Genomic DNA, 26034 nt, shown 5'->3' on the forward strand with positions numbered 1-26034 from the left:
TTGACAGGAGGCGGGGAAGCAAGCATAAGGACTATTTTATTGTAAAATAATAACTACCAAATCGTTTAGAACGGAGCTTTCCATCCGTAGCCGAGTTTTATGCCAATCCATGACTCTGTTACATCTTTGCCGGTTATATCGCTTTTGGTTGGTGTTCCGTAGTTGTATGTTACTCCGAACAATAAATCAGAATAACGGTCTATTTCTAAAAGAATCCCTATTTCAGGCTGTACCATAAAATGCCAGCTACTTTCTGTAAGGTCGTAAACACCTATTTGCAGCCTTCTTGTAAGATACAATGCTCCTGCGTTCACACCCAAATAAGGACGCATGTTGTTATTATCTTTTCCAAAATAATACTGTACACCCGCAAGCAGCGGAACTGTGTTTATGTACCTGTTCTGCAATCCCGAAACGTCTGCGTTTGGAAGAGAAAGAAGTTCGTTCGTCTCCTTGTAGAACACGTTCCAGCCTGCCGAAAGACTGAGGCTTATGTTCTTCTTTAAAAAATATTTATAGTTTATTTCTGCTCCTATGTAACTTACTGTCGGTACGTATTCTTTCGTGTCTGCAAGCGGTACGCCGAAGTTGTAACTAAGGAAAAACTCGTTGCCTGACTGTGCTTTCGCACCTGAACCCGGAAGCAGCAAAAGGACAGTCATTATGTAAAGAATATATTTTATAGTTTTCATTTTATTCGGTTTAAGTTTAACAATATTAATTTGCTGCTTTTAAATACTGCGACTGTGAAAAACTTTTATCTATTCCGCCGGATATCCTTGATGAAGCATCTGTTCCGTTTAACGCACCGTTTAAGATACTCATCCAGACTGCCGACCTTTGAGTCGTTCCCGGTTTGTACTTGTTCTTATCGTACATCGTGGTCAGAACGGAACCTGTCGTTACGGCATAAGCCGCCGTCCACGGATAATAACCGGGTCCGTATCCCCAGAACCAGTACGGATCAGGATAGTAGCTGCTGATGTACACGGATGTTGATTTTGCGACTGCGAGAGTGATTATTACGTCAGCGACCGCTGTATCGGTAACGCGGGTGTAACCAAAGTTTGTCAGGTTGTTGACAACCTTTGAGCGGATTAAATTGTCGTACTCTCTTGTTACCGAATTGCTGCTCACTCCGTCCGAGATGTGTGCAATAGAATCACGCATAACATATTTTTTATACTGACCCCTGAAGTTGCCGAGGTCGTCATGCAGAGTTACAACAACATCAAAATCCGAAGGATTTGTGCTGCTGTACGGATAGCATGAATAAAGCATTAATGATGCGGTTATAACAAATAACGTAAGCATCATACTTAAAAGTAATTTTCTTTTCCTCATGATTTATAATATTTTATTAATGAAGGTTCTTTGTTCGCCAATGTTTAATATTTTTGTTCTGTCCTGTATGTTGTATTCAGAAATTAATTTTTCAAGTTTGTATAACGGGTCGTTAACGTCTGCAAGCCTGAACTGAAAAACACCGTAATGCGCGGGCATGAATTCTTTTGCTTTCAAATCAAGAAATATTTTTATCGCTCCTTCGGGATATACGTGCCTCTTATTTCCGCATCCCTCGCATTCTTCGCACGGTCCGATTGGTATTATAGCAAGGTCTATTTCAAATCTCTCGCTTAGTTTTTTATATGAGAACGGGTCATATCCGGTATCACCGCCAAAGTAAACCGTTATTCCTTTATAGCTGAATATAAACCCTGAATACGAATGCTCACCCCAGAGAAAACCATCAAGCCCGTACCTGCCCCCCCAATGACGGGAGTATGCAGCGTAAACAGTGAGACCATTTACCGTCACTGAATCCCCTATCGGATTAATACCCGCATAGCCGTTGTTATTGTTCAATCGTATGTAGTTATAATCAAATCCCGGAAGGTAAGACTCCACCCCGTCCGGAAAAACGAACGGTACTGCTTTATTCTTCTTCTGCAAAAGGTCTATCGTTCCTAAGCTCAAATGGTCTATATGAGGATGAGTAACCGCTATCAAATCAAGCCGAGGTATGTTTGATGTTTCAATACCGGGTTCAACAAGTCTCTTGGAAAATATCCCTATGGATGGTGTCAGCACAGGGTCGGTTAAAATCTGTTTGTCATCCATTTGTATTAGGCACGTCGAATGCCCGATCCATAAAACAGCAAGGCGAGCGTCGGGTAGAACGGGATTGGTTATTTTATTCTTAACCACTTTCGGCGGTTTAAATGAAGAAGGACCGTTGCCCGCAATTTCCTGAAAAATCGTGCAGCCCTGAAAAGAAACCATAAGAATAACGACCAATATTAATCTATGTCTAACCAAACTATTAATAGTATTTAATATAAAATCCTATGTTATACTTGCTTAATGCATTCTGTTTGTAAGCAAACTTAATCCCGAACATTCCGAAAACTGAATACAGCCCTGCCTCGTACATAATCCCCTCAACCTTGCTGTTAAATTCATTCCTCTGACTGTAATAACCCGCGCCAAGCGAAAAACTCAGGTACTCTCCCCCCTGTGCCAGAGGAAAATAGACCCGCGCGCCTGTATTGTACATGTATCTTCTTGCATTTGAATTGTCAAAACCGCCCGTAACAAACTGAGGGGTGAAAAATATCTCAGCAGATCCTGAGAACTTTTTCACCGGTTTAACCATCAGTACTGAAAAATGTCCAAGATACTTATTGGGTTTGAACGAGTAAGATAACGGAGTTACCTGCCATTCAAAACCAAACTCAGTCCCGTGCCTACCGTTTCCATTATCTTCAAAGAATACAGGCGAAGGAATTAACTGCATTAATGCCCAGCTCGGATATTTAATAAAAACATTTTCTCTCTCTGCCTGTGCATTTACAGCAGCCGTAAACATCATGAATATAATCAATGATGTGACCAACTTGCGGATTGAAACGTATATTAAGTATTTACATACGTACCTCAAAAACTATTTGCAATGAACAATTTTAATTCAAATACATTTCTCGTTACGTCATCAAGTTTCTTGTATCGGGATGCTCTTCTGTAGTAGTTCACTTCAAATCCTATATCGGTTGATTTTGTAAGCTTGATACCAACACGCGGAGAAAAGACAATCAAATTGTCATTTCCGTCAGCACCGTCAATTGTGTAAATCATGAAATTGTACAATCCGAGAAATAAGTAGCCTTGATTCCTGAACCCAAGGTACGTTTCAAACTTGTTCGCAAAGCCCATACCGAAATTGTAATCGCGGTATGCTGTCCCGTCTGCCTCATATTTATAGGCTTCGGGTACATTATTACCTCCCCCGAGAACTATTCCAGCAATGTGCAGGCTTGATTCAAAAGTTATGTCACTCACTGTTGGAAACTTATACACAATACCTCCGCCAAGACTGTTTGCTGCAATTTCGTAGTATGTATTGCTATAGTAATCAAAATGCTGGAACATGCCTATCAACATCTTTTGGTCAGATTTGTATTTATAGTTTTTCCCGAACAACAACCCGTAAACACTCACCTGGCTTATTAGCGGCTGAGTTCCTATGCTGAAGAGTCCTTTGAAATTAAAAAAGTCATAAGGCTTTCTTGACTTATCTGTAAACGGATTACCGTAATACATATCGAGCCTGAGCGAAAGATTCCCGTTTCCTCTGTAAATATTCTTGCCCTGATAAATGAAACTCGGACCCACCTCAATCGAGCTTGTAAGCGGTTCAATTTCGTATATGCTCTTAGAGCGGACGCGAGTGATATCCCCCTTAAAGAGTCTGTTAATCCCTCTCGTTGGGGCTAAAAGAAATGCTCCTATCTCACGCCAGATTCTTTCCGACCCTGTTTTTCTTTCATCTATGATAAGCGATGAAAGACGATAAGTCATCTCGCCCAATGCTATACCTCCCAATGTTGTGGTAATAAAATCATTAATCGACGGGTAGTTTACTTCCATGAAAAACTCCCACATAAAACTTCCCGCCATCGAATAGGGTGCAGACTCCCAGAAGGTAAGTCCGCTTGAACGAGCAAAGTTAAAGTAGGTGTTCCCGTGATATGGATGCATCAATTGATTCGTAGAGAAATGGTCTGAATCGAAAACAAATGCATGGTTAAAATTAGCTTCTACAGTCTGTGTGCTGATTACTGCCCACGGCTGCGGTACTATGTATCTGCTTATTGACCACACTCCGATATTAAGAAAGAATACTTCAACGAGCGGCAGCCAGTAATTCTTCTTTGCTCTGAATGAGGAATCATACTGTATATTTTTTGATAATGATGAATATCTTTTTTCGGCACCGAAAAAGGATTCCTCTTGCTCTCTCTTCAGTGAATCGAGCCTGAAAAGAGACTCTGAGAATATGCTGCCAAGTGTTACATCATTTTCGATTACAATCGAAGAAAGCTTTAGTTTAGCATTTTCCTGATTATCAGAATTATCATCCTTCTGATCCTGAACGCTGACCTCTGACAAATAAACACCTGCACCGGCTTTTTCTATAACTTCATCCCTCTGTGAAAAAGCCGTCTGTGAAGAAAGCACGACGAGAACTATTATAATGAATATATTTTTTATCATAATAATACTATCCCTCCCTCTATTATGAATTTGTTCGTGAAATGCGGACTGTAGTAGCTGTCCGCATAGAACGTATAGCCGCCGTTTACAAAGATACCAAGTTTTTTATAAACATTTTTCTCGAATCCCGTTCGCAAAGTTATTGCAAACTGATGGTCACTCTTTTTGTTGGTGACCTGGTCTTTTTCATTTGAGATGTGGGAATATCCAAGGTCGGTATTTATGTCGAAATACTTGAATTTAAAGGTGTAACCTGCTCTGTAGGACACAAGAATTGATTTGTTTGTGTTCGACGAAACAACGGGACCACCGATTTCAAACATCGAATATATATTGTTGGTTCTAAACCTTGCTCCGAGTGTTGCATACGAAAGATTACCTGCTGACAACAACAAGTTTATTTTTGTGTTGTCATAGATGTAAACAAGTCCGAGTGTTGTTCCTTTTTGCCTCTTCGTTACTACATTAAAAAGACCAATCTGCAGCCCGAAATTATCATCTGCTGCATTCACAAGCCCAAGCTGAACACCCTTCTGGTATTTAGTTATGTTCAGTGATGATAGCTGCAAACCCATGTTTGAATAACCGGCAAGGTTAAACAGCACAGCTATTTGTGCTCCGTACAGTTTCCTTCCTGTAATGTTTCCCGCGGCTGCCGATTGCAGCAAACTAATGTCTTTGCCGTTTGAGTTGTATACCCCAGCAAGCTGTATACCGTTTAAGTTTTCAAAATTAACATTGGCAATACCTGCAAACTGAACCCCCTGAAATTCATCGAATGAAAGGTTCGCCAATCCGCCGAGCAGAAAGCCCCTGCCGCCTGTGGTTAGAACATTAGCTCCGCCCGTAATCTGCATTCCCCGCAGCTTTCCTCTTGTTTCGGCATATAGTCCGTTAACCTGCAAACCGCTTAAATCGCCCTCAAGAACTGAAAAAACTCCGTTTATTGAGGCACCGCTGAGTTTATTAAATCGCGAACCTATAATTCCTAGATTGAATCCTACGTTATCTCTTAACGACTTGTTAATACTAATCGGATAAACAAGGGAAAGGTTAAACGGTATGTGCTTTCCCTGTGCCTGCAGAATTGAGGCACAAAGCAGAAAGACACAAACCGACAGAAATATTCTGTAAATTTTTGTCATATATAGTTATAAGTTTTATAAATTATTTCGAGATAAATGTCATTATTACATCACCACCTTTAAGAAGTTCAAGGTTGTTGTTCTTGATTTCATATCCTGTAACTTTTTTTATTGCATCAAGAAATTCTATTTCTATGCCGTCGCCGCAATAAATCTTCGTTATTGCACCGGGGTCGAGCGTTAACTTTCCTGATTCATACTTGTAAGTTCCAGTAAAGCTGTTGCATCCGGTAAATCCTGAAAAACCGTTGTTGGGGGTTAGACCTATGTATGGATTTTTATAATCGGGGGATTTTGCTTCCGGAATCTTACCGTATAGAGTGTTCAAATTCCATTGCTTGGATGTTAAGTCGTTAATATTATTAACAGATTTTGATGAGTTACAGGATAAAGAAATAAATATAAATAAACAAAAAATAACCGTAGTAGTATTTTTCATAATTTTATTTTTACTAATATATTTAAAAACTCACAAATATAATATGATAATAAGTTTATACATAAAAGTGTCGTTATAATACTATCATCAATTATTGTTTGCTTTGCTGTGTTCGAGACCTCGTAATAGAATTTCATATTTTAGAAAAATACTTTAAATTACCACAAAAAATATAACAATACTTACAAATAATTAAATTATGTCTGACCTTACATCTACGAATACAACGCTGGATAAATTCAGCTACGACAATGTTATAGTCAAATATTTCGCATACGCTGTTATGGTCTGGGGGGCGGTGGGAATGCTGGTAGGCTTGCTAATTGCCGGACAGATTATTATTCCAGCCTGGAACCTAAACCTTCAATACACTACGTTTGGAAGAATCAGACCTCTGCACACGAATGCCGTTATCTTTGCTTTTGTCGGTAATGCAATCTTTATGGGTATCTATTATTCCCTGCAAAGATTACTAAAAGCAAGGATGTACAGCGATTTGCTTTCTAAAGTTCATTTCTGGGGATGGCAGCTTATTATTGTACTCGCTGCAATAACCCTTCCGCTTGGACTTACTACAAGCAAGGAATACGCAGAGCTCGAATGGCCTATCGATATTCTTATCGCGGTTGTATGGGTAGTTTTTGCTATTAACATGTTCGGCACGATTGCAAAAAGACGAGAACGACACATGTACGTTGCAATTTGGTTTTATATCGCAACAGTTGTAACAGTCGCTGTTCTTCACATTTTTAATTCCTTGGCAATTCCTGCGGGTCTGTTTAAAAGCTATCCGATATACGCAGGTGTTCAAGATGCCTTAGTTCAGTGGTGGTACGGACATAATGCTGTTGCATTCTTCCTGACAACACCCTATTTGGGATTGATGTACTACTATCTTCCGAAAGCAGCAGAAAGACCTGTTTATTCTTATAAACTTTCTATAATACATTTCTGGACACTAATATTTCTGTATATCTGGGCAGGACCGCATCACTTGTTGTACAGTGCGCTTCCTGACTGGGCACAGTCGCTTGGAACTGTATTTTCAATTATGCTTATTGCACCATCATGGGGAGGTATGATAAATGGTCTTTTAACCTTGCGCGGTGCCTGGGATAAAGTCAGAGATAGCGTAGTGCTTAAGTTTATGGTTGTTGCAGTTACGGCTTACGGTATGGCAACGTTTGAAGGTCCTACATTGTCTCTGAAAAATGTTAATGCAATCGCTCATTTTACAGATTGGATTATAGCACATGTTCATATCGGAGCTCTTGGCTGGAATGGATTTCTTACTTTCGGAATACTCTACTGGCTTGTTCCAAGACTGTTCAAGACGCCCTTGTTCTCAAAGAAAATGGCTAACTTCCATTTCTGGATTGGGTTTATTGGGATTATATTCTATGCAGCGCCGATGTACTGGTCGGGTATTACTCAGGCGTTAATGTGGAAGCAGTTTACACCAGAAGGTGTTTTACAGTATCCGAATTTTCTTGAGACTCTGCTTCAGATAAAGATGATGCATATGATTAGGTTTACGGGAGGGTTGTTCTATTATGCGGGATTTATTGCTATGTTGTATAATCTTGTAAAGACGATTAAAGCAGGAAGTTTTATTGGTGACGAAAACGCAGAAGCACCGGCCCTTGAAAAGAACGTGCAGTTCGAGCCTATAAAAGGCGGAGTGATGAAGAAGCACAGACTGATTGAAAGACGTCCGTTCCAGTTTACTATTCTTGCAATTGTTGTAGTTTTAATCGGAGGATTAATAGAAATAATACCAACGTATTTAATTAAATCAAACATTCCTACGATACAGAGCGTTAAACCATATACGGCTCTCGAACTTCAGGGAAGGGACATTTACATAAGAGAAGGATGCGTTAACTGTCACTCGCAGCTTGTGCGTCCGTTCCGTTCTGAAACTGAACGTTACGGAGAGTATTCTAAAGCGGGAGAGTATGTTTACGACCATCCTTTCCTGTGGGGTTCTAAACGAACGGGTCCAGACCTTTTAAGAGTAGGAAAAAAATATCCGAATCTCTGGCACTATCTGCACATGGATGACCCGACTGTAGTTTCGCCCGGCTCGTTAATGCCGAGATATCCATGGCTGAAAGAACAGGTACTGGATATTTCAACTACAGAAAGCAAAATCAGTGCAATGAAGACTCTTGGCGTGCCGTACCCCGAGGGATATGAAAAAACCGCCAACGGCGACCTGCAGAAACAGGCGGAAGAAATTGCCCTGGATTTGCAGAAACAGGGAATCGATGTTACAAGCGAAAAGGAAATCATCGCATTGATAGGTTACTTGCAGAGGCTCGGAACAGACATAAAAAATACAACAGTCAGTAACAAATAACAAAATAAATTATGTTCAGTAAATTTTTTGTTTCCGAAGAGTGGCTGGGGATTTTTGCAATAGCAACAATGTTATTGTTCATTCTGGCATTTATAATAATAATGGTCTGGGTTGTAAAACTTAATAAAGACCAAATTGAAGAACAAAGAAATCTACCGTTAAAAGATTAAAGATTATTTATTATGAATAAAAAAGTTTTATTTAGTATTGTACTGACAGGTCTATCTGTTCAGAGTCTTTTTGCACAGACCGCGGAGAAAGAGCCTTATTCAGACACGTATGTTTACATGATACTGGCTGCATTACTGTTTACGCTTGCAGTCCTTTTTGCATCACTTATGATATTTGAATCCGCTGAAAGGAAGAAAAAGGTCAAGGTAACAGGTACGGTTTTAACGGGTAATATTATGCAGGAACATGAGTACGACGGCATACAAGAACTTGACAACCCTGCGCCCGCTTGGTTTCAGGCTTTATTTTATATTACGATAGTGTTTGCAATAGTTTACATGGTACAGTTTCATTTAATTGGAAAATCAAACTCATCTGCCGACGAATATCTTCAGGAAATGATGATTGCGTCTCAGCAAAGAGATGCATTATTAAAGTCGGGCGGATTAATAAACGAGAGCAATGTTGGGATTTTAACAGATGCTGCGGACATAAGCAAAGGAAAGGAAATATTTGCGGTAAACTGTGTCAGCTGTCATAATGCAGACGGGGGCGGCGGAGTTGGACCTAATCTAACAGATGAATACTGGATTCACGGAGGAGGAATAAAGAACGTATTTGCTACCATAAAGAACGGGGTGCCTGCAAAAGGTATGATAGCATGGCAGACACAGTTAAATCCAAAACAAATGAATCAAGTTGCAAGCTATGTGCTCACTTTGCAGGGAACTAAACCGGCGAGTCCGAAAGCACCTGAAGGCAATATCTGGGTTGACACAACTGCAACAACTCCAAAAGATACACTGAAGAAGTAAAATACAGAGATTACACAGCGGGTTGATAAAACGATTAACCTGAATTTGGAAATAAAAGTAATACAATAATGTATAGTTCCTGATTTATCATCGACTATAACTTTTCTCAATTATTTACAGGAATTTATTAAGCATGGAACAAGAATCGTTCAGAGATCATCTCTCAACAGTAACACAGGAAGGAAAAAGAATCTGGATATATCCCAAAAAGCAGAAGGGGAAATTTTATTCTGCAAGAACTATAGTTAGTTTCTTCTTATTGGCTTTATTATTCATAACTCCGTGGATTAAAACAAACGGACATCCATTCATACTTTTCAATTTCTTTGAAAGAAAATTTATAGTATTTGGTTTAGCGTTTGGCCCACAGGACTTTTATATATTTGCAATTGGATTTATCTCACTCCTGGTCTTTGTAGTATTATTCACAGCAATTTACGGACGTATATTTTGCGGTTGGATTTGCCCGCAGACAGTATTTATGGAAATGGTTTACAGAAAGATAGAATATTTTATAGAAGGTGATTCATCAAAGCAGAGGGCACTTGACAAAGCTCCTTGGGACGGGAAGAAGATATTTAAGAAGACGATAAAGCAATTAATATTCTTTGCAATCGCTGTGCTTATAGGAAATACATTCATGGCTTATTTAGTCGGTATAGATGAAACACTTAAAATTATTACGAACTCGCCTTTTGAACATCTTTCCGGATTTATTGCCGTGATGGTTTTTTCCGGGGTGTTTTATTACGTGTTTTCGCAATTCAGGGAACAAGCCTGTACAATCGTATGTCCCTACGGAAGACTGCAAGGAGTCTTGCTTGACCCAAACACTGTCGTTGTTGCTTATGATTACGTAAGAGGAGAGCCGAGAGGAAAACTCGATAAGGAAAACCCGAATAAGAACGGGGATTGTATTGATTGTCACCTTTGCGTAGCAGTATGTCCTACAGGTATTGACATAAGGAATGGTACCCAGCTTGAATGCGTAAACTGCACATCTTGCATAGATGCTTGCGATTCAATAATGGATAAAATAGAAAAACCAAGAGGTCTTATAAGATATGCCTCGATGAAAGGAATTGCGGAAAAGATTAAATTTAAGATATCGCCGAGAATTATATTGTACAGTGTACTTCTTGTACTGCTGCTTTCAATATTTACAACACTTTTATTTACAAGAGAAGATATAAAAGTAAACGTTCTTCGTTCGCCGGGTAAGATATATCAGGAAATGCCTGATAATAAGTTCAGCAATCTTTACCATGTTAAACTTGTGAATAACACATTTGATGAAATACCTGTGGATATAAAGCTGTCAAATCCCGATGCGGAATTCCTGCTCATAGGAAAAAGTATTAGTCTTCCCTCTTTAAGCGTGCAGGAATCGGAGTTTATGATACTATTGCCGAAAGAAAAGATTGCGACAACGGTAATGCCGATGAATGTACAAGTATATGCAGGAGGAAAATTAGTGGGGGACATTAAAACAACATTTATTGGACCACCAAAAAACTAAAAGGAGAAAATTATATTGAACTGGGGAGTAAAAATTGTAATAGTTTTTTCTGTATTCTGTCTGGCAACAATAGGAATGGTAATCTTCTTTATGAATCAGAAGGTTGATGTAGTAACTGAAAATTATTACGAGAAGGAATTGAAATATCAAGAGCAGATAGACAGAATTGCAAGAACAAAAGCGCTTAAAGATACTCTTAAAATTGAGAATACGGGCAAAGAACTTATCGTTAAATTTCCCAACGTACCCGACAAAATAAAAGGAAAAGATATAATACACATATACCGCCCTTCTGACCAGTCAATGGATGTAAAGATTCCAATAACTGCAGACTCAACAAACTCTCAGATTGTCAGCACTGAACGACTGCAAAAAGGATACTGGAAGGTACAAATAAACTGGACTTCAGGGGGAAAGGAATACTTCCACGAGAGTGCCTATAACTTTTAGTATTAAACGCCCAAAGGAATTAAAATACCCCTCGTGTGTGTTAGATTAGCTGATTAATAATCATAAAACAAAGAACGAAATGAAATTAATATATGGTATAATACTAACAGTAATTATATGTTTTAACACTGCAAAGGCAGATTTCACGGTTTCGGCAGAGGTAACAAACGGAGCAGTATTTAAAACGAGTCTGGCCCAACTTTCGGAATATTTTAAGAATATAAAAATCTATGAAAGATACTTTCCGGGAATCATATCGGTAAAAGAATTAGGCAACAAAGAAAGCGAATGGGTGTATGAAATAGATGCCCCGCTTGCTTCACCTGTAAGAATGCCTTTTACTCTTATAGAGAAAGTTTCGTCAGAAGATTACATTGTGTTTGAGACAAAGAATAAAACCCCTGACTTTTTCCGCTGCACGGCAAGGCTTGTATCGATGGGAGAGAACGAGACGCGAATAAGCATATCAATAGAGATAAAGATGGTGAGAGACAGCGGCGGTGATGTACATTTTATGGCTCCGATACTCGGCGAGAAATTTATAAGCAAGGAAATGAAGAAAGACTTAAATCAGGCGCTTTCAACATTTCTATCGAAGTGCAAAAAGGATTTTAAGTAAAGATATATGGGAATACTTGCGGCAGTTACCATAATAACCTTGTGGGCATCACACCTGCTCTATTCTCTTAAATATTCAGCGGTGGATTTTACTTCGCCTATATTTTACTTTCATGTTTTAATTCAGGGATATCTATTTACAGGATTGTTTATAACTGCACACGATGCAATGCACGGAACTGTATCGCGAAATAAAACCATCAATAAATTTACGGGTATATTGACAACATTCCTGTTCGCGGGACTATCTTACAGCAAACTATTGAAGAACCACAAACTTCATCACATACATTCAGGAACGGAAGAAGACCCTGATTACAGCGTCAACAGCCAGAATTTCTTTGTATGGTTTGCGAAGTTTTTCATGAAGTATGTATCGATATTTCAGATAATAATAGTGGGTATAAATTTTAACATCCTTAAATATTTCTTTCCTGAAATTTCTGTATGGTTTTATTATGTAGTACCTGCTTTTCTCGGGACACTACAGCTTTTTTATTTCGGAACATACCGGCCACACAAACTTCCTCATACAGAAGAAATGATGCCTCATAATGCCAGAACTATGAAAGTAAATCATTTCTGGGCTATGATATCCTGTTACTTCTTTGGATATCACAGCGAACACCACGCAGGACCACACATACCCTGGTGGCAGCTTTATAAGACAAAATAAGTTTATTTTTGACATTTCAGAGGCCAAGTTGGATTCATGTGACCTGATTTTAGGGCTAATTTAATACATAGAAGAGCGGGTTTTAACCGGGTTTGGAGTGAGTATAGTTTGGTTTTTATCCGAAATGGAAATAAAGGCTTGTTGTTATATGGAGTTATAATTTTATATTTAACAGGGGGTATAGACCAAAATAATAATGCGGGCTTTATGCCGTTAAAAACAACCGCATTTAATTATCTCAAAAATATAAATTTAAGTAAGGACTACAAGAAATAATATTCTAATTTTTTTGAACACGCAAGTATAAAAGGTAGTATTCATAAGATTTATAAAAGTAAAAAGATATTTGCGTAAAGAAGATCAAAGTTCACAAAGAAGAGCAGTTTTCAAATTATAATTAATGTGTAAAATATAAATTTTAAGAGTAAGGAAGGATACGGAAGAATTGGAATATTGATAATACATTTCAAATTAAGAAAATTTAGAATATTTTTTGATAAACAAAGATAAAACATGAGAGAATTTGTAAAACAAGGATTAGTACTGTTAATTTTCATGCTATCGGCAACGGCGGTTATTTCACAGTACAAGGAAATAACGCTTGAATCAATTTATATAAATTCCGAGTTTACTCCCGAAGGGGCAGGGACTTACAATTCGATGAAGGATGGAAACTATTATTCTTCAATGGATGAAGACAATAATATTAATGTCTATGACTATGAGACAGGGACTTTAAAATCCAAAGTCATGGATGGTGCTTCTTTTATAACCGCGACAGGAAAAGATAAAATTACAATTAAGGATTATAAATTCTCGTCAGATGAATCAAGAATTCTTGTATCGGCTGATGTGGAAAGGATTTACAGAACATCTTTCATTGCGGATTATTATGTTTGGGATGTAAAAAACGGAAAGACGGATAAAATTACGAAGGATGCAAAAGCACAGTATGCAGAATTTTCTCCTGACGGGAATAAAGTACTTTACATACAAAACAACAACATTTACATATACAATATATCAGACGAAAAAGTCATTCAAGTTACAAGCGACGGCAAGAAGAACTCAATAATTAACGGTACATCTGACTGGGTTTACGAGGAAGAGCTGGGGCTTTCAAAAGCATTCAGCTGGTCGGCAGACAGCAGATTAGTAGCTTACATGAAATTTGATGAGTCAAAAGTAAAAGAGATGAACCTTACTTTTTATAATGACTTATATCCGAGCGAGTTTTCTTATAAATATCCGAAAGCGGGTGAAGACAATTCTGTGGTAACAGTGTGGGTGTACGGGCTTGAAAACGGAAAGACTGTTAAAGTAGATATAGGAAACAATACAGACCAGTACATACCGAGAATAAAGTTTACACCTGATAATAATACGCTTTCAATAATCAGACTAAACAGATTACAGAATAAACTTGATATACTCCTTGCTGATGCTTTGACGGGAAAATCTAACGTAGCATTTACAGAGGAGTCTAAGTACTACATTAGCGAATCTTTTGACCTTACTTTTTTAAAAGACGGCAGGTTTTTAAGAATGAGTGACAGAGACGGATGGGCGCATATTTATCTTCACGAAAAGAACGGGCAGATAAAGAATCAAGTTACAAAAGGAAACTTTGAGGTATCGGAATTAAAGGGGGCTGATGAAGAAGCGGGAACGGTATACTTCACGGCATTCAGTGCTGACGGGTTAGAAAGAGACTTTTTTATTATTAACTTTGACGGGACGGGAAAGAAGCAGCTTTCGTTCAAAGATGGGTTAAACAATGCAAGTTTCAGTTCAGAGTTTAAGTATTATATTTTAAGTCATTCCGATGCGAATACTCCGAGTTCATATGAGCTAAAACGAAAAGACGGAACGCTTGTAAAGATGCTGGAGGACAATCAGGCGATAATTAACAAGATGAAAGAATATAATTTTGTTCCGATAGAGATGTTTAAATTCAATACTTCCGACAATGTTGAGCTATACGGCTGGATAATGAAACCGCATAACATTCAAGCGGACAAAAAGTATCCAGTTTTGATGTATGTTTACGGGGGACCGGGTTCAAAGTCAGTAAAAAATGCTTATGACGGATTTAGCAATCCATGGCATCAGATGCTATGCCAGAAAGGCTATATTGTTGCCTGCGTTGACGGACGCGGAACGGGCGGCAGAGGAACAGAGTTTGAGAAACAGGTTTACGGCAATATGGGCAAGCTTGAATTAATTGACCAGATAGAGGGTGCGAAATATTTAGCATCGCTTCCTTATGTTGATAAAAACAGAATAGGAATATGGGGGTGGAGTTTCGGCGGATATATGTCGGCGTTAGCGATTACAGCCGGGGCGGATTATTTTAAGACAGCTGTATCAGTTGCGCCGGTAACAAACTTCAGGTATTATGATAACATATATACAGAAAGATATCTTGGTTTACCAAAAGACAATCCATCGGGATATGACGATAATGCACCGACAAGTCATGCAGATAAGTTAAAAGGCAATCTGCTTATTGTTCACGGTTCAACAGATGATAACGTTCATTACCAGAATACGATGGAATTTGTGAATGCATTAATAAAGGCGAACAAGCAGTTTGAGATGCAGATATATCCAAACAGGAATCATAACATCGGCGGCGAAAATGCAAGATACCATTTGTTTAAGAGAATAACAGAATATCTCATAAGGAATTTATAGAATGAAATGAGAGAAGCATCTTTTTATATAGCTGAAACCAACGGAAAAGTAAAGTGCATGCTTTGTCCGAAGGAGTGCAGTATATCCGAGAACAAAACAGGGGTTTGCGGAGTAAGAGAAAATATAAGCGGCAAACTTTATACGTTAGCTCACTCAAAACCTGTGGCAATTCATCTCGACCCGATCGAAAAGAAGCCTTTGTATCATTTTTATCCCGGAGAGGTAATCCTTTCGGTTGGCACATACGGATGCAATCTTAACTGTAAATTCTGCCAGAATCACGACATCAGTCAGGATTTCAGCACGGAATCATTTGAAAGCATAAAAGAAGTTTCGCCGAGGGAGATAATTAATTTGTGCAAACAAAGAGATTATAAATTTTTAGCATTCACGTATAATGAGCCGACGATATTTTTTGAGTATATGTTAGACATTGCGGTACTATGCAAAAGCAACGAAATTAAAACCGTAATAGTATCAAACGGGCAGATAAATCCTGAGCCATTTGAAATACTTGTTGAATACATCGATGCATTTAACATTGATTTAAAATCTTTTAATAAAGACTTTTACAAGAAAATTTGCGACGGTGAAATAGAAACGACAAAGCAAACTATAAAATCGATAGTCAGGCACGGGAAACATCTTGAGGTTACTTTTTTATTGATCAAGGGATTAAATGATAACGAGGAAGAATTCAGACAAATGTGCAGCTATCTTGCAGTGATTGATAAAAATATCGTACTTCACATCTCGAGGGCTTTTCCAAGATACAAACTTGATTTTGAAGTAACGCCGAAAGAATTAATAAATAAATTTTATAAAATAGCAATAACACATTTAAATTATGTATATAAAGGAAATATATAATGAGAAAAGAATATAAAATATTAATTACGCTGTTGTTTGTTCCGCTGTTTTTATCGTTCAACTGCGGGGAGACGAACTCACAAGGATATCAGGTATCCGGAAGTGCAGAGCGTAAGCAGGATTCAACTGAAAAAAATTCGGGACTTCAGAAACTTGTAAATGCGTATCCGGACTTTTTGGAAAAGGGAGAAGACAACAAATTATACTGGAAAGACGGTACAGTAATGACGTATGATGACGGAATTGAAAAAGACTTTGAAGAAATGCTTGAAAATCCTGATTTAGAAGATATGTTCATCCCGCAATACATAGCGGGACCAGACTGGGGAGAACCGCCTCCTGTGAACAGCGATCCAGGAAGAATAAGATATGAACCATTCTTTGCAAAAATATACGGTTCATCACAATCGGAAGTATCGAAAAGCTTAACAACCATCAACTGGTTTGGAACGAAGGTTCAGGTCAGCACCGTAAATAATGTTGATGAAAAATTAACAGCCGTAAAAGAAGACCTTGAAAAACTTCCTGAGAAATTTCACAAATATTTTAAGAAGACAGCGGGCACATTTAATTACAGAAAAATTGCCGGTACTAACAGGATGAGCACCCACTCTTATGCAATAGCAATTGATATTAACACCGACTACTCAGATTACTGGCGCTGGAGCAAAACGATTAAATATAAGAACAGAATTCCTTATGAGGTGGCAGAGGTGTTTGAAAAGCATGGATTTATCTGGGGGGCAAAATGGTATCATTATGACACGATGCATTTTGAATACAGACCAGAATTATTAAACTGACATGAAAGTAAGAGAGCCAAAATTCGCAGGAAGCTGGTACAGCAGCGACCCAAAACATCTTTCGGATGAGATAGAATCATATTTGATTGATGCGGAAAATCTTGACCTGAACACAAAAGCAGTAATAGTACCTCATGCAGGATACATGTTTTCGGGAAGAACAGCTGCTCATGGTTTTAAGCAGATAAAAAAAGACACAGACAAAGTTATTATTCTGGGCACTTCACACAGATATCCGCTAAGAGGTGCATGCGTTGTGGATTATGATTATTATGACTCTCCGCTCGGAAGGGTTAAGGTTTCGGCTGACGTGAAAACAATTATAGACGAAAAAGAAGTTGTCAGAATAAGCGAAGCAGATACGGACGAGCATTCAATTGAGATAGAAATACCTTTTCTTCAGAAAGTGCTGACTGATTTTGAGATACTGCCGATAATAGCAGGAAAGATAAATCCTAATGAATTTGCAGACCTAATAGATAAATATTCAACGGATAATTCAGTAATTGTAGCATCGGTTGACCTGAGTCATTTTCACGATTACAACGAAGCGATAAAACTTGACAATTTTACTGTCAACTCAATACTTGAGCTGAACACTTTTAACATAAAGAAGGCGGAAATTGACTCCCCGTATGCAATTGAAGCATTGCTTAACCTGGCAAAAAGAAAGAACTGGAAAGCGAAACTTCTCGACTATAAGAATTCAGGAGATATAATTGCAGAAAGAAAATCTGTGGTAGGTTATTCAGCTATAGTATTCTACGAGGATGATAAGGCGATGTACTTTACAGAAGCAGAAAAAGCGGACATGATAAAAACCGCAAAGAAGACAGCAGAGATGTACGTTAAGACGGGTATAATAAACAAGGGAGAATACCATTCGAAGAAACTTGACAGAAGGCTTGCCTGTTTTGTAACGATAAAAGACGGAGACGAACTTAGGGGATGTATAGGAACGATTGAACCTGTTGACACACTTTACAACAGTATAATCGAGAATTCAATTTCTGCTGCGACGAGGGATCCGAGGTTTAAACCAATAAGGGAAAAAGAATTAGCCGGTCTTAATTATGAAGTATCTGTTCTTTCTGTGCCAGAGCTGGTTAAACCCGAAACTATAGACTCCCTCTTTTCTGCAATAAAAGGCAAGGGAGTCATAGTTAATAAAGATATGCGAAGAGCAGTATATCTGCCTCAGGTATGGGAGCATTTCAGGTCAGAGGGCGATTTCTTAAGCAGTTTGTGCCAGAAAGCAGGAATGTATAAAGAAGAATGGAAAGATTATAAATCAATGAAATTTTATGTATTTAAACTTCTTAATTAAATAAGATTTTACAATCTGCTTTGACAATTAAGTTTAAATTTTGCATTTTTGTATAAAGTGAAATTATTATTCAATAAATATTACAGAATTAAAACAGTAACGGTAGCAATAATATTGTTATCGTTTAGTCTTGTTTCGTTCGGACAGGACATACACAGCTGTTTGTGCATGCCTGATAAGCCGAAAACGGAAGAGAAGAAATCGTGTTGCAGCAAGGAAGAGAAGCCCGCTGTTACGAAGGACGAGGATGACTGCTGTTCTACAAATGGAGCATCCTCCTGCGATGATTGCCAGACATGCAGTTTTGAGAAGAAGGTTGAAAAGGAAAAAGGAACGCTGATTGAGAACAAAACCGTAAAAACAGAAACAAAAGTAATTTTAAAAGACACACAAAACTTATTTTATAACACTACATTAAAATCTTATCGGTCAGACGATTCACCGGGAAGCAGGGTGAAAGTCTTTCTTGAAGTATCTAACCTGAGGATTTAGAAACAGGGATTACTACATCCGTTTTTTAAAAAGTTTCTAAATAAAAAATCAAAATGAAAAATATATTATTGCTTGCGATAATGCTTGTGTTTATGACAGGCGTTTCAAGAGCACAGCTAAATCCAGAGCTCCACGGTATAACAGGGATTGTTTACGGCGCTACCGATAAGGGAAAAGAACCGCTTGAAGGTGCGATTGTGAAATGGATTAATACTAAGAAGGGAGCCGCAACAAACTCAGAAGGAAAGTTTGAGATACATGACGACGGAATAACCGACAAAAGGCTTGAGGTGTTTTACGTTGGTTATACAAAAGATACTATTGAGGTTGAAGGTAAAGATTATGTGGAAATTACGCTTCAAAGTAATTTTTCTACACAGCAGATAGTTGTGGAAGGCGAGCAAAGCTCTTCTTATATAGAAGACGGCAACACAAAGACGGAAGTGATTTCGCAGACAGAGCTTAAGAAAGATGCCTGCTGCGACCTTTCGGGATGTTTCGGAAAGAATGCGTCGGTTGACGTTGCTGTTACTGATATACTGACGAATACGAAGGAACTAAAGGTGCTCGGTCTTGACGGTGCATATACGCAGATACTTGTTGACAATATGCCGATAATGTCGGGATTAGTGACTAAGTACGGCGTTACGAGCATGCCCGGTACATTAATAAATAAGATAATGATTTCGAAGGGTTCAAATTCTGTTATACAAGGGTATGAATCAATCAGCGGGATAATGAATGTATTGCTGAAAGATTACGGTACATCGGACAGGTTTATGCTTAACGGGTTTATGAACAGCATGCTGGAGAAGCAGATGAACATAAATACAACCGCGAAATTAAAGAACTGGAACACTTTGGTTTCGTTTCAGACGGTACAGGAACCGAAGAGATTTGACGAGAACAACGATTCATTTCTTGATGCACCGCTGACGACCCGTTACATGTTTTACAATAAATGGATGTATGGTGCGGATGAGGAAGAGGATAATACTAACGTAACTATCGGGATAAAGTATCTTGATGAAAAGAGAATAGGCGGACAGACGAACTACAATTTTGATACGGATAAGGGTTCGAACAATGTTTACGGGCAAACGGTTGATATACAGAACGGGGATGCCTATTTGAGAATAAGCCAGAAGACGGGCGAAGAGTCGCAGCTTAAGTTTTTCGCATCGGGGCTTTTCTTTAATCAGGAATCGTATTACGGCGTTACAAAGTACAATGCAGAGCAGAGAAATTTCTACACAAACGCTATCTTTGAATTTCCTGTGATTAAGAAGGGATATTTAAGGGCGGGTGCTTCTTATAAATACGAGAATATTGTAGAGAACATTAATTTTCTGCAGGCGGTACCCAAGACATACGCGGGTACATACGACAAGCTTGAGTCCGTACCGGGTGTATTTACCGAAGCCTCATATGATGCGGAACCGATTGAAACATCGTTTATTGCGGGCTTGAGGCTTGATGCACACAATAAATATGGGTTAGTAACAACGCCAAGACTTTTGATTAGGCATCAACTTACAAAAGAGACTGTGATTCGGGCTTCGATAGGGACGGGATTCAGGACAATCAACTTATTCAGTGAATATTCGAATCTTCTCGCAAGTGGAAGAAACATCCTTGTCCCGTCGGAGCTGAATCCTGAGAAAATGGTTAATTTCGGAGTGGACGTGCTTCAGTATTTTAATATTGGACCTGTTTCCGGAAACGTTAATTTTGATTTCTACAGGACGGTGTTCAGCAATAAGATAATACCTGATTACGATGCTAATACGCTTGCTGTTACTTTTGTTAACAATAATGACGCTGCATCAAACGTATTTCAGGTAGAATCAAGTTTTACGATACTAAACAATCTTGATCTTAAGGTTGCTTACAAGTTGATAGACCAGTATTATTACCAGAACGGTGTAAAGACAGAGCAGTATTTTAGTCCGAAACACAGGGTGCTGTCTTCGGTATCATACAGTCCTTACGACAGAAACTGGAACATCAATTTTTCTTTCCAATGGTTTGGCGAACAAACGCTGCCATCGACGAAAGATTACCCCGTTGGGTTACAAAGGCCTTCACAATCGGAGGCGTACTCAATACTTAACGGACAGTTCACAAAGAACTTTAAACACTTTGAGGCATATGTAGGGGTCGAGAATATATTCGACTTCACTCAGTCAAATCCGATAATAGATCCGCAGAATCCCTTCAGCCAGTATTTCGATACATCATATATCTGGGGACCGACAGCGGGAAGGTCTTTTTATCTCGGGTTCAGGCTGTTATTTGATAAACTATAAATTAATTTAAATTGTTAAACATAGCAATAAACGAAAGGAAAACCATTAAAATGAAGATGAGAATCTTATCTTTAGTATTATTCGCTGCATTATTATTCGCTGCGACTACAATTGTAAACGCACAGGAAAAGGGCTGCTGCGACGACAAGACAAAATCAGAATGTACAACAACAAAGGGAACTGACTGCACCACGAAAACGGGAAACTCACAAGGAACGGTATCGGATTCTGCAAAGCTTTGTCCGGTATCGGGCGAGCCGGTTGACCACGAGGGCGCATCGGTGAAGTACACATATTTAGGAAAAGAATATGAATTTTGCTGCGGCGGTTGTCTGAAGAAGTTCAAAGCAGAGCCGATGACATACATCAAGACGGAGATTATGTGTCCTGTTATGGGTGAGGCGGCATCAAAGGATGTTTCAACGGTAGTTGACGGAGTGAAGTATTATTTCTGCTGCGAAGCTTGCATTGCAAAATTTGAAAAGAATCCAAGCAAGTACTTAGATAAACTGAAATAACGATTGCGGAATGTTATAATAACAAAGCCCTCCTTGGTTTTAAGGGGGGCTTTTTGTTTACAGAATATTCTTACCGTTTATCCATTTACGATGAAACGAAATCTTATTTTTTACGTCTAAATAATAAAAGGAATATTATGGAAGAGACTAATTTATACATAGACACAAAGGGCAGCATAACTACACCGATGGTTGAGGCAGATGCGGGGAAAAGGCTGTTAAATCTTATTATAGATATAGCTGTTGTTATATTTTTGATTGTAATATTTAACACTGTAATTTATTCGAGCAGCATATTTTCGTTCCTCGGTCTGATGAAGGTACTGGACATGCTGATTATTTTCACATATTTCTACGGGCTCGAAAATTCATTAGGGCAGACTGTAGGAAAAATGTTGACGAGGACAAAAGTTGTAACGCTTGATGGAGGCAAGCCGACAACACAGCAGATGCTCGTAAGAACATTTTCAAGAGTCATACCATTTGAACCAATACTGCTTATCGGCGGTAAATGGCTTCATGATTCACTTTCAAAGACGAAAGTAGTGAACCTGTAAGAGGTGATGAATATTGAGGAAAGAGTTTTTTATAGTTCATTTATAAGCTGAGGATTACTGTTCGGGCTTTTAAAATCAGGTAGTTCTTAAAATCTTTTCCATTTTTCGACCTTTTGCCAGTTCATCCACTAACTTGTCGAGATACCTTGCCTGTTTTGTTACGGGATTTTCAATTTGTTCAATACGATATCCGCAAATTACACCTGAAATCAGTTTGGCATTGGGATTTAGTTTTGCTTTCCTGAAGAATGTTTCAAATGTTGCTTTTCCATCAATCAATTCCTGCAGCTTTTTATTATCAAAGCCCGTCAGCCATTCAATGACCTGATGTAATTCCTCTTTTGTTCTTCCTTTGCTTACTACTTTTGTGATGTAATGCGGATAAACGGATGCAAAAGTCATTTGAGCTATTCGCATATCGTGTTCCGGTGTTGTTTTCATTTGTCAAGATTTTTAAACCATTTTTGAGCTGAAGCTCTTCGGTGCGGACAGCCGGGCCAGCAACATGGCTGCCGTTTTCCTTCTTTTAATTCTTCAAGCATACGGTAAATATGTTCTTTTCTCGTTTCAGATTTTTTGACGATAGTAACCCAGCAAATCCATTCGTTACGCTGAATGGGGGTAAGTCTGTTCCACCGTTCAATAATATCTGGATCATTTTTCAATGCTTTTTTCATATCATTTGGCACTTCGTGCAGAATGCCATCGGCTGTTATTGTCTTTGTCATTTTATTTAGCTTTTATTTAAGCCGCATCAAAACGCCTTTTCGTTTAACAATGTTTTTATAGTCCCACTGAATTTCTTTGGATTTTTTAAGCCAGCGTTTCAGGTCTTTGGTGTTAATATCTAAAACGTCGCTGTAGAAAACTGAGGCATCTTTAAATTTTCCGCCACGCACGCCCAATCCATGTTCATTAAATGTTGCACCGCTCCAAAACATTAATCTCAATCCCCGTTTCTCTTTACTGTATCCCACTATGGGATTGCCTTCTAAAAACCAAACGGGATGCCCGTGCCAGATTTTGTATTCTGCTTCAGGTAAAGTGTTACATATTACCTGAAGGAGTAAATCACAGATGCTTTTATCGGTGGAAGTTTGTTTGGCGTGGTAAGAAAGAATGTCTTTGCTGAAATTTTGAGTATTAATTTTGTTCGGGTTTTTATTGGATTTGGGTTGGGATATTTTCCTGTCTTCTTCGACCCTATACTTTACTATCTTTTTTATCAATGCCAAGGGCAGGGATTTTTCAATTGGAAACTGAATTGCCCCTTTTGAAGTGTTATAATTTTCAAGTTCTTTTTTAAAATGAACAATCGGTTTAGGAGTTGGATAAAAGCCGATATGTTCTTTATGAGCGGCATAGTAAACCAAGGTTTTGTTTTGGCGGAATGCAGGCATGCCATAGCTGATAGTTTCCGTAGCTTTTGGTGCGGCTTGCTTAATTGCCTGTCGAAGCTGCTGAAGGATTTTTTGAATTTTGGAAGGACATGATGAGTGATACCCGTCAATGTCTTTAAATTTTAAGTTGCTTTTATTCATATTTCAATTTTTATTTTTACAGTCGGTTAAACATTTTGTGTATCCGGAACAATTTGTTTAAAGTCCTCCTTTTTAGTAAGATACTCGAGCCCTAAGATTAACAACATTGAACTGATCAAGGCAATTTTCTGCATCACAGCCAACAAGCCCCAATCTCCTGCACCGTATAAGAATAAAGTATAGTAAAAAGTTAACATACAAATGACGCAGCAGAATTTCAATAATTGAAGTTTTGTCTTTAGAATATAAAACGTTATATAATACAATCCAAGCAAGGATAATGTGCTGGATATTGTAATCATTAAATCGTGAAGATGTGTTGCAATAAGGAAGTTGAATAGAATATTTGCAATCCCAACAATTTTTAAGACTGTCGCAGCACTGGCGGAAGACATCTTTTTTGACATGTTGAGAAAAAACAAACCATAAGCGACAGAGTGGAATGCCATACCAATGATTGCATAAATTCTATACGAGTTCTCCGCACCATTTAAAGCTTTTTTTTCAAACAAGTTACTCATAAAATTTTTTATCCAGTCAAATCCTGTTGAATTCTTATCGAGTAATGAACCACCCGGATAGAACGAGACTGTCACCGCCATTAATATCACGGAGATAATCAAACATAATAATACTGAGTGTTTTTTAATCATCTATTTTGTTTATTTAGGAAATCAATATATGATGGATATATTCGAATGGTTAAATTCAACAAATTACATATGCGATTTTAGAGATTTTTCACAAAATAATATTTGATGAAATAATAACAATTTAAAAGCTATATTCATTCAAGGGTAAAACATTTTATTAGCCGAGACTCGTCACAACAAACTTTTTCTATTAACGGTATGTAACTATCCGCCATTGTAATCTGCCCGTTAAATAAGTCCGGCACCCAAAGCAAGCGAGATAATTATCAGCATCACCGCTACTGTGACCTGCAAGAACCTTAAGGTTACTTTCTTTAATAGTTTATTGCCTAAATAAGCACCGGCAATGCCTGCAAGCGTTGCACATATTACTAAAGTCAGGTTATCGGTCAGACCCGACTTTAAAAACCCTGCTGCATAAATACTCAGACGCGTGAAGTCCACGAAGATTGAAACAACAACTGCGGTGGCAACAAATGCTTCCTTTGAAAGACCTGCTTTAATTAAGAATGCACTTCGCAACGCCCCTTGATTACCCGAAAGACCTCCAAAGAATCCGCTTAACGCTCCGCCAATTGGCAACTTTTCCTTTCCGAATTGCAGTGTATTGAAAAATGGTATAAGATCTATGCATGCAAAAATGATAAGCAAGATGGAAATAATAAATTTTACAGGATAAACTTCTATGTGATTTCCGAATGCTTCATACGAAAACAAAGGCTGCAGGTCTGTTATATTCAATAAAACCCATGAGCCGATTATTGCGGAAATAATTGCAGGAATTCCAAAGCGCAACAAAACATCTTTATCCGCATTGCGTCCAACCAGAAACAGTTTAAAAATATTGTTGAAGAAATGAACCATACCCGTCAAGGCGATTGCCACTTCAACAGGAAAGAAAACCATAAATACGGGTGTAAGAATTGTGCCAAGACCGAAACCCGAAAAGAAGGTAAGAATAGCAACTACAAAAGCTACCGATGAAATGATAATTATTTCCATATAAATTTTGTGCTATTTAATTTGTTATCAATCGACCAATAGCCGCCGCTTTTAATCAGCAGAAAAATACTTCCGAGCAACATCGACCAATCTGTTCTGCTGCCGTGCATCATTTCCCAAAATCCTTTCTCGGCCAACAGGTCAGCTTTTGTTGTTACAATTGCAACAAGCATAATTATGAAAAGCGGAATAGCTGCAAACCGAGTCAGTAAACCGATCAGAATAAGTATGCCACATATTATTTCAAAAGAGCCGACAAAGCTTCCTAAGAATTCAGGCGAGGGCAGACCGATTTTTTCAAACCGCACCGCACCGCGAACAGCAGGTAATAAAAATATCTGTATACCTTCTGACAAAAATACAGCACCAACAATCATACGTACTATGATTGTTACTCGTGAACTGTTTGTTTTAATAATTTTTCAAGCATTAATCTGATTTAGAAATTTACAACTTTATCTGTCCAAACAACCAGGATTTTCATGATATTTTTGTCATCAGAATTAATCCATATTT

The 26034-nt window shown here is 38.3% G+C and carries 28 protein-coding genes and 1 pseudogene; 15 read left to right on the forward strand and 14 right to left on the reverse strand.

The annotated features are described in order from the left end of the window. Positions 1–65 precede the first annotated feature (65 nt). The 7 genes from WC644_02075 to WC644_02105 are packed head-to-tail and all read right to left on the reverse strand — an operon-like array spanning position 66 to position 6138. Positions 66–692: a hypothetical protein gene (locus tag WC644_02075; GenBank protein ID MFA5010717.1), complete on the reverse strand. Its 627-nt coding sequence runs from the start codon at positions 690–692 to the stop codon at positions 66–68. A gap of 25 nt (positions 693–717) precedes the next feature. Beyond that, complete coding sequence (locus tag WC644_02080) at positions 718–1344, reverse strand: DUF4136 domain-containing protein (protein MFA5010718.1); 627 nt, start codon at positions 1342–1344, stop codon at positions 718–720. 3 nt (positions 1345–1347) lie between these two features. Then, positions 1348–2319 (reverse strand): MBL fold metallo-hydrolase, encoded by a 972-nt coding sequence (locus WC644_02085; protein MFA5010719.1) that lies wholly within the window; start codon positions 2317–2319, stop codon positions 1348–1350. Positions 2320–2323: 4 nt separating this feature from the next. Next, complete coding sequence (locus tag WC644_02090; protein ID MFA5010720.1) at positions 2324–2884, reverse strand: hypothetical protein; 561 nt, start codon at positions 2882–2884, stop codon at positions 2324–2326. 53 nt (positions 2885–2937) lie between these two features. Then, complete coding sequence (locus tag WC644_02095; GenBank protein MFA5010721.1) at positions 2938–4554, reverse strand: DUF3943 domain-containing protein; 1617 nt, start codon at positions 4552–4554, stop codon at positions 2938–2940. Continuing rightward, complete coding sequence (locus WC644_02100; GenBank protein MFA5010722.1) at positions 4551–5699, reverse strand: hypothetical protein; 1149 nt, start codon at positions 5697–5699, stop codon at positions 4551–4553. The genes WC644_02095 and WC644_02100 overlap by 4 nt, the downstream gene beginning before the upstream one ends. A gap of 22 nt (positions 5700–5721) precedes the next feature. Further along, a complete protein-coding gene (locus WC644_02105) occupies positions 5722–6138 on the reverse strand; it encodes an META domain-containing protein (GenBank protein MFA5010723.1) in 417 nt (138 codons plus the stop codon). 199 nt (positions 6139–6337) lie between these two features. Between WC644_02105 and ccoN the strand changes: the two genes are divergently transcribed. The 15 genes from ccoN to WC644_02180 all read left to right on the forward strand — a co-directional run bounded on the left by ccoN (position 6338) and on the right by WC644_02180 (position 22322). Continuing rightward, positions 6338–8500 (forward strand): cytochrome-c oxidase, cbb3-type subunit I, encoded by a 2163-nt coding sequence (gene ccoN / locus WC644_02110; GenBank protein ID MFA5010724.1) that lies wholly within the window; start codon positions 6338–6340, stop codon positions 8498–8500. Between the two features lie 11 nt (positions 8501–8511). Beyond that, positions 8512–8670: a hypothetical protein gene (locus tag WC644_02115; protein ID MFA5010725.1), complete on the forward strand. Its 159-nt coding sequence runs from the start codon at positions 8512–8514 to the stop codon at positions 8668–8670. A gap of 12 nt (positions 8671–8682) precedes the next feature. After that, positions 8683–9486 (forward strand): cbb3-type cytochrome c oxidase N-terminal domain-containing protein, encoded by an 804-nt coding sequence (locus WC644_02120; GenBank protein MFA5010726.1) that lies wholly within the window; start codon positions 8683–8685, stop codon positions 9484–9486. Between the two features lie 133 nt (positions 9487–9619). Continuing rightward, a complete protein-coding gene (ccoG, locus tag WC644_02125) occupies positions 9620–11005 on the forward strand; it encodes a cytochrome c oxidase accessory protein CcoG (protein ID MFA5010727.1) in 1386 nt (461 codons plus the stop codon). 15 nt (positions 11006–11020) lie between these two features. After that, positions 11021–11455 (forward strand): FixH family protein, encoded by a 435-nt coding sequence (locus tag WC644_02130; GenBank protein ID MFA5010728.1) that lies wholly within the window; start codon positions 11021–11023, stop codon positions 11453–11455. A 79-nt stretch (positions 11456–11534) separates the two neighbouring features. After that, a complete protein-coding gene (locus tag WC644_02135) occupies positions 11535–12074 on the forward strand; it encodes a hypothetical protein (protein ID MFA5010729.1) in 540 nt (179 codons plus the stop codon). A gap of 6 nt (positions 12075–12080) precedes the next feature. Beyond that, complete coding sequence (locus tag WC644_02140; protein MFA5010730.1) at positions 12081–12749, forward strand: fatty acid desaturase; 669 nt, start codon at positions 12081–12083, stop codon at positions 12747–12749. 513 nt (positions 12750–13262) lie between these two features. After that, the gene (locus WC644_02145; protein MFA5010731.1) at positions 13263–15446 is read left to right on the forward strand and encodes a S9 family peptidase; all 2184 of its coding nucleotides are present in this window, start codon (positions 13263–13265) and stop codon (positions 15444–15446) included. A 6-nt stretch (positions 15447–15452) separates the two neighbouring features. Beyond that, on the forward strand, positions 15453–16316 hold the full coding sequence (gene amrS, locus WC644_02150) for an AmmeMemoRadiSam system radical SAM enzyme (GenBank protein MFA5010732.1): 864 nt from the start codon (positions 15453–15455) through the stop codon (positions 16314–16316). After that, a complete protein-coding gene (locus tag WC644_02155) occupies positions 16316–17119 on the forward strand; it encodes a M15 family metallopeptidase (protein MFA5010733.1) in 804 nt (267 codons plus the stop codon). The genes amrS and WC644_02155 overlap by 1 nt, the downstream gene beginning before the upstream one ends. 1 nt (position 17120) lies before the next feature. Then, on the forward strand, positions 17121–18446 hold the full coding sequence (gene amrB, locus WC644_02160) for an AmmeMemoRadiSam system protein B (protein MFA5010734.1): 1326 nt from the start codon (positions 17121–17123) through the stop codon (positions 18444–18446). Between the two features lie 57 nt (positions 18447–18503). Next, the gene (locus WC644_02165) at positions 18504–18938 is read left to right on the forward strand and encodes a hypothetical protein (protein MFA5010735.1); all 435 of its coding nucleotides are present in this window, start codon (positions 18504–18506) and stop codon (positions 18936–18938) included. Between the two features lie 53 nt (positions 18939–18991). Then, positions 18992–21247: a TonB-dependent receptor gene (locus WC644_02170; GenBank protein MFA5010736.1), complete on the forward strand. Its 2256-nt coding sequence runs from the start codon at positions 18992–18994 to the stop codon at positions 21245–21247. 11 nt (positions 21248–21258) lie between these two features. Then, positions 21259–21765, forward strand: a complete 507-nt coding sequence (locus WC644_02175; protein ID MFA5010737.1) for a YHS domain-containing protein — start codon at positions 21259–21261, stop codon at positions 21763–21765. A gap of 137 nt (positions 21766–21902) precedes the next feature. Beyond that, on the forward strand, positions 21903–22322 hold the full coding sequence (locus WC644_02180; GenBank protein ID MFA5010738.1) for an RDD family protein: 420 nt from the start codon (positions 21903–21905) through the stop codon (positions 22320–22322). A gap of 75 nt (positions 22323–22397) precedes the next feature. Here WC644_02180 and WC644_02185 read toward each other — a convergent pair whose 3' ends face one another. The 7 genes and pseudogenes from WC644_02185 to WC644_02215 form a co-directional block, all read right to left on the reverse strand. Continuing rightward, entirely contained in the window at positions 22398–22763 is a 366-nt protein-coding gene (locus WC644_02185; protein MFA5010739.1) for a DUF2200 domain-containing protein, read from the reverse strand. Continuing rightward, positions 22760–23050: a YdeI/OmpD-associated family protein gene (locus WC644_02190; GenBank protein MFA5010740.1), complete on the reverse strand. Its 291-nt coding sequence runs from the start codon at positions 23048–23050 to the stop codon at positions 22760–22762. The genes WC644_02185 and WC644_02190 overlap by 4 nt, the downstream gene beginning before the upstream one ends. Before the next feature lie 12 nt (positions 23051–23062). Further along, complete coding sequence (locus WC644_02195; protein ID MFA5010741.1) at positions 23063–23506, reverse strand: DUF1801 domain-containing protein; 444 nt, start codon at positions 23504–23506, stop codon at positions 23063–23065. Then, positions 23489–23863, reverse strand: a pseudogene (locus tag WC644_02200) (DUF1801 domain-containing protein). Before WC644_02200 ends, WC644_02195 begins: the two are co-directional and overlap by 18 nt. A 26-nt stretch (positions 23864–23889) precedes the next feature. Then, positions 23890–24516, reverse strand: a complete 627-nt coding sequence (locus WC644_02205) for a hypothetical protein (protein ID MFA5010742.1) — start codon at positions 24514–24516, stop codon at positions 23890–23892. Positions 24517–24744: 228 nt separating this feature from the next. Beyond that, positions 24745–25518, reverse strand: a complete 774-nt coding sequence (locus WC644_02210; protein MFA5010743.1) for a sulfite exporter TauE/SafE family protein — start codon at positions 25516–25518, stop codon at positions 24745–24747. Continuing rightward, positions 25509–25895, reverse strand: coding sequence for a DoxX family protein (locus WC644_02215; protein ID MFA5010744.1), 387 nt, complete (start codon positions 25893–25895; stop codon positions 25509–25511). Before WC644_02215 ends, WC644_02210 begins: the two co-directional genes overlap by 10 nt. Positions 25896–26034: the final 139 nt, after the last annotated feature.

This window comes from Ignavibacteria bacterium (assembly GCA_041649015.1).
In the GTDB taxonomy this organism is placed as follows: Bacteria; Bacteroidota; Ignavibacteria; order Tepidaquicellales; family Tepidaquicellaceae; genus CAIKZJ01.

What these genes read in the sequence shown, in the direction of transcription:
- WC644_02075 (MFA5010717.1), bottom strand. Translation starts at nt 692, where the DNA reads ATGAAAACTATAAAATATATTCTTTACATAATGACTGTCCTTTTGCTG.
- WC644_02080 (MFA5010718.1), bottom strand. Translation starts at nt 1,344, where the DNA reads ATGAGGAAAAGAAAATTACTTTTAAGTATGATGCTTACGTTATTTGTT.
- WC644_02095 (MFA5010721.1), bottom strand. Translation starts at nt 4,554, where the DNA reads ATGATAAAAAATATATTCATTATAATAGTTCTCGTCGTGCTTTCTTCA.
- WC644_02100 (MFA5010722.1), bottom strand. Translation starts at nt 5,699, where the DNA reads ATGACAAAAATTTACAGAATATTTCTGTCGGTTTGTGTCTTTCTGCTT.
- WC644_02105 (MFA5010723.1), bottom strand. Translation starts at nt 6,138, where the DNA reads ATGAAAAATACTACTACGGTTATTTTTTGTTTATTTATATTTATTTCT.
- ccoN (MFA5010724.1), top strand. Translation starts at nt 6,338, where the DNA reads ATGTCTGACCTTACATCTACGAATACAACGCTGGATAAATTCAGCTAC.
- WC644_02115 (MFA5010725.1), top strand. Translation starts at nt 8,512, where the DNA reads ATGTTCAGTAAATTTTTTGTTTCCGAAGAGTGGCTGGGGATTTTTGCA.
- WC644_02120 (MFA5010726.1), top strand. Translation starts at nt 8,683, where the DNA reads ATGAATAAAAAAGTTTTATTTAGTATTGTACTGACAGGTCTATCTGTT.
- ccoG (MFA5010727.1), top strand. Translation starts at nt 9,620, where the DNA reads ATGGAACAAGAATCGTTCAGAGATCATCTCTCAACAGTAACACAGGAA.
- WC644_02135 (MFA5010729.1), top strand. Translation starts at nt 11,535, where the DNA reads ATGAAATTAATATATGGTATAATACTAACAGTAATTATATGTTTTAAC.
- WC644_02140 (MFA5010730.1), top strand. Translation starts at nt 12,081, where the DNA reads ATGGGAATACTTGCGGCAGTTACCATAATAACCTTGTGGGCATCACAC.
- WC644_02145 (MFA5010731.1), top strand. Translation starts at nt 13,263, where the DNA reads ATGAGAGAATTTGTAAAACAAGGATTAGTACTGTTAATTTTCATGCTA.
- amrS (MFA5010732.1), top strand. Translation starts at nt 15,453, where the DNA reads ATGAGAGAAGCATCTTTTTATATAGCTGAAACCAACGGAAAAGTAAAG.
- WC644_02155 (MFA5010733.1), top strand. Translation starts at nt 16,316, where the DNA reads ATGAGAAAAGAATATAAAATATTAATTACGCTGTTGTTTGTTCCGCTG.
- amrB (MFA5010734.1), top strand. Translation starts at nt 17,121, where the DNA reads ATGAAAGTAAGAGAGCCAAAATTCGCAGGAAGCTGGTACAGCAGCGAC.
- WC644_02170 (MFA5010736.1), top strand. Translation starts at nt 18,992, where the DNA reads ATGAAAAATATATTATTGCTTGCGATAATGCTTGTGTTTATGACAGGC.
- WC644_02180 (MFA5010738.1), top strand. Translation starts at nt 21,903, where the DNA reads ATGGAAGAGACTAATTTATACATAGACACAAAGGGCAGCATAACTACA.
- WC644_02185 (MFA5010739.1), bottom strand. Translation starts at nt 22,763, where the DNA reads ATGAAAACAACACCGGAACACGATATGCGAATAGCTCAAATGACTTTT.
- WC644_02190 (MFA5010740.1), bottom strand. Translation starts at nt 23,050, where the DNA reads ATGACAAAGACAATAACAGCCGATGGCATTCTGCACGAAGTGCCAAAT.
- WC644_02205 (MFA5010742.1), bottom strand. Translation starts at nt 24,516, where the DNA reads ATGATTAAAAAACACTCAGTATTATTATGTTTGATTATCTCCGTGATA.
- WC644_02210 (MFA5010743.1), bottom strand. Translation starts at nt 25,518, where the DNA reads ATGGAAATAATTATCATTTCATCGGTAGCTTTTGTAGTTGCTATTCTT.
- WC644_02215 (MFA5010744.1), bottom strand. Translation starts at nt 25,895, where the DNA reads ATGATTGTTGGTGCTGTATTTTTGTCAGAAGGTATACAGATATTTTTA.